This is a genomic window from Paenibacillus hubeiensis, from assembly GCF_032334105.1.
Lineage (GTDB): Bacteria > Bacillota > Bacilli > Paenibacillales > Paenibacillaceae > Paenibacillus > Paenibacillus hubeiensis.
On the sequence record NZ_JAVYAE020000001.1, the window covers coordinates 1,269,464 to 1,282,235 of the forward strand.

The window sequence follows — 12,772 nt, forward strand, 5'->3', positions numbered from 1 at the left end:
AGTGACCTGCCGTTTGGTGTTACAATGGACTGCAAAAGGAGCGTGGGCGGGTTGGGCAAAGCCATTTTGATGTCTGATAACAGTCTGAAACTGTATGAGCAAGTCATGCATTATCTTGTTGTACGCATCGAAGCCGGTGAATGGGCGGAACATGAAAAGATGCCTTCCGTACGCAGCTTGTCCGAACAGCTCGGCGTTCACCGGCTGACCGTGTTCAAAGCCTATCAGGAGCTAAAGGAGCGCGGACATGTATATGTCAAAGACAAAGCGGGTTATTTCGTCAGCCCGACCGATCCCGCTCCGGTGACCGACCAGGCGGATGACCCTGCCGTTTCGGCGTGGCTGCATTGGGATTCGCTGGCACGGGTACAGTCGCTTGAAGCCGACTTCCAGTTTTCCAAATCGCTGATCGATCCGGCCCTTCTCCCTAATCTCTACTGGGGAGAGCTGATGCGGGAGCTGCTGGACCAATATCCGCGGCTGCTCGGAACCTACTCGACCATTCAGGGAGATCTGGAGCTGCGAAGCGCGCTCGCCGCTCATTTGACGGCAAAGGAACGATTCTATGTCTCGGCGGATGAAGTGCTGATTGCGACAGGCGCGCAGCAAGCCATCGACCTGATTGCGCGCAGCCTCATCCGGCCCGGCGACCGTGTCATGGTGGAACGGCCGACCTACGGCCCCGCCATGGAAATTTTTCGCAAGCAAGGGGCGCGGCTGGTTTTTGCGGACATGCATGACGAGGGTTATGATATGGAACAGATCGAACGGCTGATGCGCCAAGAGAAACCCCGGCTGTTCTACCTGACGCCGACGTTCCAGAATCCGACGGGATTGAACATCGGGGCCGAGCAGCGCAAACAGCTGCCGGAATTGGCAGAACAGTACGGCTGTTTCCTGTTGGAGGACGACAGCACCTACGACATCTATTTCGGCGAAAAACCGCCGCCGCCCATTTTCACCTACGATACGACCGGACATACGCTGTACATTCGCAGCTACAGCAAATATGTCGTACCGGGCCTGCGCATCGCGGCCATCATGTGCCGGCCGCGCTTCATGCCCGGGCTGCTGGCCATCAAAACGCTGGCGGATAACGGCTCCCCGCTGCTCAACCAGAAGCTGTTTCTCCGCTATTTCCAATCGCCGCGCATGCACCAGCATCTCTCCAAGCTGCGGACCGCGATCCAGATGCGCATGGAAGTGATGGAGCAATGCCTGCTGGAAACGGATTGGGTATGGACCAAACCGGAAGGCGGGCTTAATATTTGGGCAGAGCTGCCGGAAGGCATCGATACGGGCCGTTTGCTGCACCGATGCATGGAGCATTCGGTGGCATTCGTGCCAGGCACGGTGTTCGACCCTTCTGACGCAAGCGCAAGCCGCAAGCTGCGGCTCTCCTTCTCCTACGCGCACGAACAGCAAATCCGCGAAGGCATGGGTCGGCTCATCGAGCTTGCCCGGAAAGCATGAAACGTCCTGCTTGCGCTGCACGATAAACAAATAACCCGAATGGTCCGGTTATCGCGACCCCTCGGGTTATTGTTATGGTTGAAGCGTCTCCGTTCCTTGATCAGGTTCCGGAAATCACCTTGTCAATCAATCCATACTCCACCGCTTCCGCCGAAGTCAGGAAGTAGTCCCGGTCCGAATCCTTCTCGATGCGATCCAGCGGCTGGCCCGTGCGATCTGCCAGCAGTTGGTTCAAACGCTGGCGGTGCTGGATGATCCGGTTCGCATGAATCAGCATATCCGACGCCTGGCCCCGCGTGCCGCCATGTGGCTGGTGGATCATGATCTCGCTGTTCGGCAAAGCCATCCGTTTGCCTTTGGTGCCTCCGACGAGCAATATCGTGCCAAAGCTGGCCGCCATGCCTGTGCAGATCGTGGAAATATCGGGTTTCACAAACTGCATCGTATCATAAATCGAGAACCCGGCTGTAACCGAGCCTCCCGGACTGTTGATGTACATCTGGATATCTTTGTCTGGATCCTCTGCGGTCAGAAACAACAGCTGTGCCACGATGGCATTCGCCATCTGGTCCTCGATTTCCCCGGACACCATAATAATGCGATCTTTCAACAATCGGGAGTAAATATCATAGCTGCGCTCTCCGCGGGCTGTCTGCTCCACTACATATGGTACTACGTTCATGCCTGTCGCCTCCTCGGTTTATGCAACCATGCAGACGGCCGAGCCTGCCCCAAACATGCGCGGAGCATCCTGGCCATGCAGCACAGGCTGCATCGTTTGAGACGGCAGAGCCTGCAAAATCGTGCCGGCGACGGCCATCGGGTCATCGCTCCGGTTCAGGCACAGATCGATTAGCGCCACAGCATCGCCGGTGCGGAACGCCCTCAAATAGCTGCGCAGCTGCTCTGCGCCTTGCTCATTTTCCCGCAATCCATAACCCGGGCCGGCCGACGGATCGTCGGAACCCGAATCATGCAGCCTTTGCCTGATCTTTGCAAGCGCGGCTCGAGCCCGGCTCAGGGCAGCTTTGACCGCTCCCTCCGTCGTATCCAGCAAATCCGCTGTCTCTGCCGCCGTATATCCCAACAGATCCCTTAACATATAAATGACCCTTTGCCATGGCGGCAGACCGTTTACCAGTAAACGAACCGCCAGCTCCAGGTCTTCAAATCGTTCTTCGTGCTCCGTGTCCGCAAGCAGCGGTTTCAGGCTGTCCAGCTTCCGTGACAAACGTGCACGCTTGCGAAGCTGATCAATCCATGTATTTCGCGCCGTGCGGACCAGATAGGCCTCCCAGTTCATTTCCGGGTTCGCATCCTTCTGCCCGGCATATGGGGAGGACCATGCTTTAAGACACGTTTCCTGCACCAGATCTTCCGTCTCCCAGACGGAACCCGTCAGCGTCATGCAATAGGCATACAATGAACCAAGCGATTCGGTCAGACTTGCCGCTGGCGCTTGGTTTATGCCTGTCTCCTGCTGCGCATTCCCGGTCGAAATTCCCGGATCGCCAGAAAATGCAGACATTGTGACCGGTTTGGTGCCGTGGTTCATATTTCGGTTGGCATTTCGCTTTTGTTCATCAAGTGGTCTGTTGATTCTGCAATCGACGGACTTCACAAAGGCCATGTAAGGGGCCCCCCTTTGTTGGTTCCTGATTGGTCTTACATCTTGTAAACGAACAGCGGTCCGCAAAGGATACGCAGATTAGCGATTTTTTTTCAACAAGGTTCCGTTCCCTTATCCAACGTTATGGTCATTCCTGCACGAGCCAGCGTAATACCGCCAGGCAAGCCGTAATCTTTCCTTAGATCCACATCATGGGACATGTGGGTGAAATAAGCATGCCCCGGCTTTACCTCGCCGAGCAGCTCTTGCGCTTCGCGCATATCGTACACCGAGCGTGTGGAGAATTCCGCCTGCTCATGCACAAAGCTCGTTCCAAGCACCAGCACGTCCAGATCGTGCAGCGGTTCCTTTTCGTTCGGCTTCAAATCGATGGCATCGGAGCAATAGGCCCAGCGGTACCCTTCCCGTTCCAATCGATATGCATAAGAATATCCGTTTTTGCCGTGGCACACTTTCCATGAAAAAATCTTCCATCCACCCAGCTCAATGCCCTCATCCGTTTCCAGAAAGTCCATATGCCTGGACAGCCACGGAAATTGACCTTGAATGACCGCAATAACTTCGCGCGGTGCATACAACCGTCCTTTAACCCCAAGCCAGCGGCATGCATCGGCCCATTCCGGCAAACCTCCGATATGATCAAAATGCGCATGGGTGACCAGCAGCGTATGCACCATTCGGAGATCCAACCCTTCCATCTGGGACCGCCAGTCCGGTCCGCAATCGATCAGGATCCTGCTCTCATCATCTGTACCGTGAAGCAGCACGGAAGATCGCCTGCGTCGGTTGATGCCTGTGCTCCGGGCTTCCATGCAAATCTCGCACTCGCAGTATACGCGCGGAACGCCCATCGCATCACCTGTGCCTATAAATGTCAGCCGATTCATCCAACTCATTCGTATTCCCCTCTCGTCACGTCCATCTTAACTACTGTTGATTATATGTCATCCTCGCTTTTTTGCAAAAAAAGACCACCCTGATGCGGTACCGCTTCCGCATCGGGATGATCCTCTGACTCTTCGCGAATAACCTTGCTATGTATTGCTGCTTGCCGTTACCTGAGACTATGCCAAGGCGCGCAGTTTCAGCGTAAGCTCCTTTCCTGCGGGCACGTCCACGGATTCCGCGACGATCCAATTGCTTGCCAATCGCCGTGCCAGTATTTCGGCTTGTTCCGGCTTCAGGCGCAAACCGGTCACGATGCCTTCTCCTACGGTGAAGTCTTGATCGGCCTTCAAACCAAAGGCTTTCTCCAGCCAAATGCCGAGTCCACCACGAGTATTAAAGGTCATTCGGTACCCGTCCTTCACGGCTTCTTCCAGACGCTCGCCATGCTCTGCAGCATAGGACAGAAACTCGTCGTACACGTAATAATCGTCAGCCACTGTATCGAAGCCGGACGCGTTCTGCGTCCGAATCGCCTCCAGTATGGCCGCATCCGACATGCCGTTGATGCGTGCATGCTCCACGCGGATCGCCGTGCTTTGTGATAATTTGACTTCAGTATTCATTCCATTCACACCTTCCTGTAATAACGCTATGTTCATCGTCCCGATTCATTATAGCCTGTTCGTTCCGTCAGGTACAAAAAATGCCCCGACCGCAGCCAAACGACAAAACCTCCAGCGAGGTGCTGGAGGCTCCATGATGATCCGGTATGATCCGACTGCCGCTTCTATAGGCCTGCCAGCACCTGGTACCATACGCCGCGTTTGGAATACAGCGTATTCCGAACCTCATCCCATCCGCCAAGGTAGTCGATGTCGAACAAACCTTCGGGAACCGGGAATTCGGATGCCGTCTCCGCAAAAACGTCAGGGTCGACCGCACGAAAACCGTGCTTGGCGAAAATGCGCTGCGCTTCTGGTGTACGCAGATAGGCCACAAAAGCTTCCGCCAACTCGCGTTTTCCGTTTTTGTCCGCGTATTTGTCCACGACGACCGCCGGATTTTCGATCAGGATCGTATCTTTCGGCACCACGATATCATACTTTACTCCTTTGGCAATCCGGGCGAGCAGCTCATTCTCGTATGTTACGATGACGTCGCCCACGCCGTATTCGAAGGCTGCCATCGACGACCGGCCGCTCTTGTCCAGCGATTCCACATTTCGATGTACCTTCTCCAGAAACGCCTTCGCGGCCGCCGGGTCTTTCTTGCCTTCCTGCTCCTCCGACTGTTTCAATCCAGCGCCGTAAATGGCATTGATGTCCCACTGGGCTCCGCCTGACGTTTTGGGGTTAGGATACAGCACCTTGACGCCGGGTTTCGTCAAATCTTCAAAGTCCTGAATGCCGAGCGGATTTCCTTCGCGCGTGCCCAACACCACGATGGAACGCGTGATCATGCCGTTGTAAGGTGACTGCTTCCATTCAGGCTCCACCAGATCCGCTTTGACCAGCTTGTCAACGTCGCCTTCCATGGCCAAAAGCGCGACATCCGCCTCGAATCCGCCCACGATGGCTCTCGCCTGTGTGCCCGAAGCCTCGTAGGATTCCTGGAAATGAACGGTTTTGCCCGTCTTGGCCTTCCATTCCTCCTGAAACTTCGGCAGCAATTCCGCCATAGCATCTTTGACGACGCTGTATGCCCCAATGACCAGCGTATCCGATTTCGCTTCTGCGGAGGAGCCATCCGCTGCTTCGCCTGTTTCCTGCCGGTTGCTGCAACCTGCCAGCGCGCAGACCAACAACAATAACAATGCGGCATATACCAGAGCGATGCTTTTTTTCCTGGTCTGCATGTACAGTCCCTCTTTTCAAAATTCAGCTTAGTTGACTGCTCGCAATCACATATGGTTGTCGATCGGTTACTTGAACCGAGCAATCATTCATCCCTAAATCATGACCGGCATCGGATCTTCCTTGAGCGCATTTTCCACAACCCAGCTGTCCGAATCGTTGAACAGATAGGCCCGATGCACCAGCACCCGGATCTCCTGCCCGATCTCCAGCGTTGTTTTCTCCAACGAGCGGTACGTAATGAGCTTGTGGCCTCGCACTTCCACTTCAACCATCCATTCGCTGCCACGGAAATGAAGATGCTTTACGGTACCTTTTTCCGTTGCCGACAGCATCGTGAATTCGTTCTCGAGACCGATCTCGATATATTCCGGACGAATCAGTGCCCGGGTAGCTTCTCCTTGCGCCGCTCGTTCAAAACCTTTAAGCTCGGCAGCATTCTCAACCACGGTCGATTCGCCGATAAACGTAGCCACAAAAGGGGTCTGCGGGTTTTTGTAAATGTCCCACGGCGTGCCCTTCTGCTCGACCCGTCCCTGACTGATGATCATGATCTCGTCCGCCACCTCGATGGCCTCATCCTGGTCATGGGTAACAAAGATGGACGTAATGCCTACGCGCTCGATCAGCTCTCTCAGCCAAGAGCGCAGCTCCTGGCGGATCTTGGCATCGATGGCGGCGAACGGCTCATCCAGCAGAAGCAGCTGCGGCTCCGGCGCCAACGCTCTCGCAAACGCCACGCGCTGGCGTTGTCCGCCGGACAGCTGGTGCGGATAACGCTGCTCGAACCCTTTGAGTCCGGTCAGCTCGACCAGTTCCATGACCCGATCGCGAATTTGCGCTTTGGGCGTCTTTTTGACCTTGAGCCCGAAAGCGATGTTATCGAATACGGTCATATGCTTGAATAACGCGTAATTCTGGAATACGAATCCGATGCCGCGCTCCTGTGGAGGCAAATGATTCACCACGTTTCCGTGAAAACGGATCTCTCCGGAGTCCGGGCTTTCGAGGCCGGCCAGCATGCGCAAAATCGACGTTTTGCCTCCGCCGCTCGGACCGAGCAGGCCGATCAAGTGACCTTTGGCAATATCGAACGAGACATCCTTGACCGCATGAAACTGACCGAAATGTTTGTTCAGATTCCGAACCTCAACATGCATCTCAATGCACTTCCTTTCGCTTCTTGGCCCATTCCATGATGAGCAGTAGTAATGCGGAAAACGTTACGAGAACCAATGCCACCCCGTTGGCGGCCGAAACGTTGAAGTTTTCGACGTCCTGATAGACAAGCGTTGTTGCGGTTTGCGTTTTGTTCATGATATTGCCGGATACGACAAGCACGGCCCCGAACTCGCCGAGAGAACGGGCCACGGTCAACACCAGCCCATAAATGACGGCCCAGCGGATCGAAGGCCAGGTCACGCTCCAGAAGGTTCGCCAGCTGTATGCCCCCAGGGTAGATGCAGCCTCTTCCTGTTGAGAACCCAATTCCTGCAGCACAGGCATCACCTCGCGGACCATGAGCGGAAACGTGACGAACAGCGTCGCAATGACCATTCCGGGGAAAGCGTAGACCACGTTGAAACCGATCCCCTCAAAAAAACCGCCCATGATGCTGTTCGGTCCGAGCAGCAATACAATCATCAATCCGCCGATGACAGGCGATACGGCATATGGCAGGTCCACGATGCTGTTCAGCAAACCTTTGATCCGATCGCTGAGCCATCCTGCACGAACCAGATAGATCGCCATCATGATGCCGAACAACGTGTTCAGCATCGTGACAACGAGCACGACCAGCCCTGTCATCATTAGCGCATGCAGCGCTTCAGGCCGCAGCAGCCCATCCAGCAATCCTCCGAAACCATCTTCGAATGCACCGATGATAATCCGTCCAAGCGGAATAATCAGCAAAATAATGAATACCAGAAAGGTAAGTCCGATCAACAGTCTTCTCATCTTCTTCTCCCCCGCATCTGCACCAGATTGATCAGCCAGAGGATCAGAAATGACAGTGTTAACAGCAGCACCGAGACGGCTGCCGCTCCGGTCGGATTATCGCTCTCGATTTCCCCGTAAATAAATACGGAGGCGGTCAGCGTTCTGCCCGGGATGTTTCCCGCCACGAGTACGACGGCCCCGAATTCGGCAAGGGCTCTGGAGAAAGCGAGCATGCCTCCGCTAATCATGCCCGGCAGCATCGATGGCAGAATCACCTGCATAAAGGTACGGGCCTTGGATGCTCCCATCGTATAGGACGCTTCTTCTTCAGAAGGATCGATTTCCTCCAGCAAAGGCTGGACCGCACGGATGACAAAAGGAAAGGTCACAAACGTCATCGCGATGACGATGGCCGGCTGATGAAATACGATTTGGAACCCGAGCGATTCGGCCAACTTGCCGATGGCGCTTACCGGACCGAGCAGCAGCATGATCATTAATCCGCCCACCGCCGTCGGGAGTGCAAAAGGCAGGTCCACCAGACTGTTAAGCAGCGATCTGCCCCAGAAACGGTAACGCGTGAGCACCCAGGCAACCATCGTGCCGATAACCACGTTGATCAGCGTAGCAATCACCGCCAGCCGTATAGTCAACAGCACGGCTTTCCAGGCAATCGGGTCCATCACGCTTTCCGCAAAATTGGCCCATCCCTCAGAGAATGAGTTCACGTAGACGCCAATGATCGGAAGCACGATCAACACTATGAAATACAACAATACGGTACTGCGGAATCCCCAAGTCCATCCTTTATGACGAAGAACGGTATTCATTACTGCATTCCCTCCCAGCCTCCGGCTTACTCCGGTCGGCGCTCTTTCCGCTGAATACAACGATTTCCCTTAGTTGGTTTTTATTCCTTTAATATTATTCCCATTAGTCTACTTGGTTTTGACTTATCTGATACTTTACCAGTTTACAGTACAGGTCGTCAATGCTTTTTCGAGAAGAATTGCTGGGGTTCAGCGGTTTGTTTCAACGCTCTGGATTAAGGTACAATTTGAGTATGTAATAAAGATGATCTGTCTTATAAGCAAAACCATTTCAAATCGTGGATATGTAAATGAAAAGGAGTGTCACCACCATGCTGCAAACGATGAATCTGTCCACAACAAGACGGGACGAAATGAAGGATATTACGCGCGAGGTTGAGCAGGTTGTCCGCAGAAGCGGCGTGCAGTACGGCACCGTGCTCGTCTACTGCCCGCACACGACGGCAGGCATTGCCATCAACGAAAATGCGGATCCTGACGTAAAACACGACGTGCTGCTGCGCCTGGATGAAGTCTACCCTTGGGAGCATCCGCAATACCTGCATGCTGAAGGAAACACCGCTTCCCATCTTAAATCCATAACGACCGGACCTTCACAAACGATCATCATTCATGAAGGGCGGTTGCTGCTGGGTCGCTGGCAAGGCATTTACTTTTGCGAATTCGACGGACCTCGTTCCAGGGAATATTTTATCAAAATCATGGAGGGCTGAACAAACACGAACAGGCGGTCCGCCCTCATTCGGGCCATAAACCGCCTGCTCTTTTCTTTTCTGCATATTAACTTTCGTAAGATAACGTAATAAAGAATTAATGTTATGACAATTCACCGCCCTGAAGTATGAAGTGTGACGAAAGCGCCATTATTGGACGCCAGGCTGGTGTTGAAGATTGCGGCATAACACTTTTACATGTGTCAGAGCTGCTGCTTCGATCTCGGCAAACGTCAATCGGTCTTGTATATAGTAAGAGATAAATCCATGCATCGACAGAAACAATGTCCTTGGCACACATTGAATGTCTTCCTCCGGGCAGCCTTCCTCTTTCATGTATTGGCGCACAATGGAGGCAAACAATTCGAAGCAGCGTCCCTGCTCCGTCCTGCAATAAGACAATAATTCCTCATCCCGAATCATAAACATGATCTCATACTGATACGGATTTTCCAGCGCAAAACGAATGAACTCCATCATGATCTGCTCCACTTTGGTCAACTCGCTCGTTCTAGGCCTGACCATGGCTTGCAGCAGCAGATGTCCCAAGTGGTTGAAATCTTCAACCACGATGGCATAAAACAGTTCTGCCTTTTCCTTGAAATGGTAATACAGCGACCCATGACTATAGCCCAGATGCTGGCCGATGCTCCGCATCGAAATGGCGCGGTATCCTTTGGTTATAAAAAGATGCCTCGCCGCCTCCAGTATCCGCTCCCTCGACAACTCCTGTTCGACTGCTCTTCTAGCCATATATTTTATTCCCCTTCAATAAAATAAAGCCGCTGTCCCTCCGTGACCCGGGATTGCCCTTGCGTCAAATCCGTGATCCAGGCGATGAATGCCTCGGTCTCACTATCCGGCGGAAGACAAGTCAACGTAACCTTATCGGTAAAACTCGTTTCACCTGTACGGACTTCCCGGCTCCTTAATTCATTCTCCACTTTGCCCAGCCACGTGTAATCCAGCTCTACGAATACTTCGCGATGCAGAACCCGCGTAATTCCTTCTCCTGCTTCGATGGCTGCAACCGCACCATCCGTGTATGCACGGATGAGCCCACCGGCGCCGAGCATGATTCCCCCGAAATAACGCGTGACAACGATGGCCACATTTTTCAATTGCTGGTTCCGGATGACTTCAAGAATCGGCTTGCCCGCCGTACCGCTCGGTTCGCCGTCATCGGACTGCTTCTGAATCTCATCCCGCTCGCCAATCATGTAGGCTGAACAGTTATGCGTGGCATTCCAATGCTTTTTCTTGATTTCATCGATAAAAGCAATGGCCTGTTCTTCAGTCTCCACCGGCATGATATGCCCGATGAAACGCGACTTCTTTATGACGATTTCCTTGTTTCCCGGTCCGCGGACCGTACGATAACGTTCAAGCATGTCGTTCCAACTTTCTGATTTGATCCATTTTACAACAAAGCAGTTCCCCGCGTAAACGCGGACGAACTGCCCTGTGTTCACAACATCGGACCTCGGCAGCCGAAGCTGCCTAAATCCGGAATGCTGTTCCATCCTTTATAACCAATCTATATGAGCAAAACGATGAATTATTCGGAAAGTCTCGCTTCCAGCGCTGCTTTCTCTTCTTCATAGCCTGGTTTGCCCAGCAATGCAAACATGTTTTTCTTGTAAGCTTCAACGCCCGGTTGGTCAAAAGGATTGACACCCAGCAGATATCCGCTAATGCCGCATGCTTTTTCAAAGAAGTATACCAGATAACCGAACGAATATGGAGTCATATCCGGAATGTTGACGATCAGGTTTGGCACTTGGCCGTCCGTATGCGCCAGCAACGTTCCTTGGAATGCTTTTTTGTTGACGAAATCCATCGTTTTTCCTTCCAGGAAATTCAGTCCGTCCAGATCGTCCGGATCGGCTGCGATAGAGATGTGTTCCGCCACTTCAGCAACCTGGATTACGGTTTCGAAGATATTGCGGCTGCCTTCCTGGATAAATTGTCCCATGGAGTGCAGGTCTGTCGAGAAGTCGACGGAGGCAGGATAGATGCCTTTGAAGTCTTTACCTTCGCTCTCGCCGTACAGCTGTTTCCACCACTCGGACACGAAATGCAAGGATGGCTCATAGTTTACGAGAATTTCCGTGCCTTTGCCTTTGCGATACAACGCATTACGAACGGCTGCATATTGGTAGGCTTGGTTTTCGGCTACGTTCGGGTTGCTGTATTCTTTGGAAGCGTCAGCCGCGCCCTGCATCATTTCTTCGATGTTGATGCCTGCAGTCGCGATTGGCAGCAATCCGACAGCCGTCAGCACGGAATAGCGTCCGCCCACGTCATCCGGAATGATGAAGGACTCATAACCTTCTTCATTAGCCAATTTTTTGAGAGCGCCGCGCTCTTTGTCCGTTGTTGCATAAATGCGTTTACGAGCTTCTTCTTTGCCGTATTTTTTCTCCAGTTCAGCGCGGAAGATCCGGAAAGCAATTGCTGGCTCCGTTGTTGTACCGGATTTGGAAATGACGTTCACGGAGAAGTCTTTGCCTTCGATCAGGTCCAGCAGATGGCTCACATAAGTGGAGCTGATGTTGTTGCCTGCAAAATAAACTTCTGGCGTTTTGCGTTTTTCTTTTGGCAAATTGTTGTAGAAGGAGTGTGTCAGCATTTCGATCGCTGCGCGTGCACCAAGGTAAGAACCACCGATACCGATTACGATCAGTACATCGGAGTCGCTTTGGATTTTGGCGGCTGCCTTCTGGATGCGGGAGAACTCTTCTTTGTCGTAAGCGGTTGGCAGGTCGATCCATCCCAGATAGTCGGAACCCGTTCCTGTACCGTTATGAAGCTGCTCATGTGCCAGGCGGATCGGTTCAGCAAAATAATCCACTTCATGCTGGCCTACAAATTGCAGGGCAGTGCTGTAGTCAAAGGTCACTTTTTTAGCCATGATATTAAACCCTCCTGATTATATGTGTTTGGTCCGTTTCAATGAATCAACTTAGCATTAGGATACTGCAAATCCACGGGGCTGACAAGCTTGCGAAACCAACTTTGTCATCCGGCAAACGAAGTAAAAAGGGTAAACCGGACCTTGCTCGCAAGGCCCTGCTTACCCTTATTGTGTTATTCCGCCGGGTACGAGCAGCAATAATCGGTAACGCTGCGTATCTCCAGTTTGAATTTGGAATTGGCAGGCACATGGAATGTGGCTTCGCCTTGAATCTCCAGCCAGTTTTCCTCGCCCGGGAGCAACACTCTCAGGTCGCCGGACAGAATCTCCATGATTTCGCGGGAATCCGTACCGAACTCGTAGCTGCCTGGAAGCATGATGCCCAGAGTGACTTTGCTGCCATCTCCCAAAATTACCGTTCTGCTGGTTACTTGGCCTTCATAATAAATGTTGGCCTTTTTAACAACGCTGACTTGATCAAACTGTGACATTCGTACCCGCTCCCCCTGAAGTTAAATAGACGTTAT

General features: G+C 52.9%; 14 protein-coding genes. 2 read left to right on the plus strand and 12 right to left on the minus strand.

Annotated features, from left to right (window positions below):
• Positions 1–69 precede the first annotated feature (69 nt).
• Entirely contained in the window at positions 70–1,473 is a 1,404-nt protein-coding gene (locus tag RSX24_RS06110) for an aminotransferase-like domain-containing protein (protein WP_438286774.1), read from the plus strand.
• 100 nt (positions 1,474–1,573) lie between these two features.
• Here RSX24_RS06110 and clpP read toward each other — a convergent pair whose 3' ends face one another.
• From clpP to cysT, 8 genes are all read right to left on the minus strand, one after another.
• A complete protein-coding gene (gene clpP / locus RSX24_RS06115) occupies positions 1,574–2,155 on the minus strand; it encodes an ATP-dependent Clp endopeptidase proteolytic subunit ClpP (RefSeq protein ID WP_236415048.1) in 582 nt (193 codons plus the stop codon).
• Between the two features lie 18 nt (positions 2,156–2,173).
• On the minus strand, positions 2,174–3,103 hold the full coding sequence (locus RSX24_RS06120; RefSeq protein ID WP_343259989.1) for an RNA polymerase sigma factor: 930 nt from the start codon (positions 3,101–3,103) through the stop codon (positions 2,174–2,176).
• Positions 3,104–3,195: 92 nt separating this feature from the next.
• Positions 3,196–3,990 (minus strand): MBL fold metallo-hydrolase, encoded by a 795-nt coding sequence (locus RSX24_RS06125; RefSeq protein WP_343260070.1) that lies wholly within the window; start codon positions 3,988–3,990, stop codon positions 3,196–3,198.
• A gap of 177 nt (positions 3,991–4,167) precedes the next feature.
• Positions 4,168–4,614 (minus strand): hypothetical protein, encoded by a 447-nt coding sequence (locus RSX24_RS06130; RefSeq protein ID WP_236415050.1) that lies wholly within the window; start codon positions 4,612–4,614, stop codon positions 4,168–4,170.
• Between the two features lie 164 nt (positions 4,615–4,778).
• On the minus strand, positions 4,779–5,846 hold the full coding sequence (locus RSX24_RS06135) for a sulfate ABC transporter substrate-binding protein (protein ID WP_343259990.1): 1,068 nt from the start codon (positions 5,844–5,846) through the stop codon (positions 4,779–4,781).
• A 93-nt stretch (positions 5,847–5,939) separates the two neighbouring features.
• A complete protein-coding gene (locus tag RSX24_RS06140) occupies positions 5,940–7,004 on the minus strand; it encodes a sulfate/molybdate ABC transporter ATP-binding protein (protein ID WP_236415052.1) in 1,065 nt (354 codons plus the stop codon).
• 1 nt (position 7,005) lies between these two features.
• Positions 7,006–7,803, minus strand: coding sequence for a sulfate ABC transporter permease subunit (locus RSX24_RS06145; protein ID WP_343259991.1), 798 nt, complete (start codon positions 7,801–7,803; stop codon positions 7,006–7,008).
• A complete protein-coding gene (gene cysT / locus RSX24_RS06150) occupies positions 7,800–8,615 on the minus strand; it encodes a sulfate ABC transporter permease subunit CysT (RefSeq protein WP_236415054.1) in 816 nt (271 codons plus the stop codon). The genes RSX24_RS06145 and cysT overlap by 4 nt, the downstream gene beginning before the upstream one ends.
• 311 nt (positions 8,616–8,926) lie before the next feature.
• On the opposite strand from cysT, the gene RSX24_RS06155 reads away from it, so the two are divergent.
• Positions 8,927–9,328, plus strand: a complete 402-nt coding sequence (locus tag RSX24_RS06155; protein WP_343259992.1) for a secondary thiamine-phosphate synthase enzyme YjbQ — start codon at positions 8,927–8,929, stop codon at positions 9,326–9,328.
• 150 nt (positions 9,329–9,478) lie between these two features.
• Here RSX24_RS06155 and RSX24_RS06160 read toward each other — a convergent pair whose 3' ends face one another.
• From RSX24_RS06160 to ppnP, 4 genes are all read right to left on the minus strand, one after another.
• Entirely contained in the window at positions 9,479–10,081 is a 603-nt protein-coding gene (locus RSX24_RS06160; RefSeq protein WP_236415056.1) for a TetR/AcrR family transcriptional regulator, read from the minus strand.
• Positions 10,082–10,086: 5 nt separating this feature from the next.
• A complete protein-coding gene (locus tag RSX24_RS06165; RefSeq protein ID WP_236415057.1) occupies positions 10,087–10,719 on the minus strand; it encodes a YigZ family protein in 633 nt (210 codons plus the stop codon).
• A gap of 167 nt (positions 10,720–10,886) precedes the next feature.
• Complete coding sequence (locus RSX24_RS06170) at positions 10,887–12,242, minus strand: glucose-6-phosphate isomerase (RefSeq protein ID WP_236415059.1); 1,356 nt, start codon at positions 12,240–12,242, stop codon at positions 10,887–10,889.
• 176 nt (positions 12,243–12,418) lie between these two features.
• Positions 12,419–12,736 (minus strand): pyrimidine/purine nucleoside phosphorylase, encoded by a 318-nt coding sequence (gene ppnP / locus RSX24_RS06175; RefSeq protein ID WP_236415061.1) that lies wholly within the window; start codon positions 12,734–12,736, stop codon positions 12,419–12,421.
• Between the last annotated feature and the right edge of the window lie 36 nt (positions 12,737–12,772).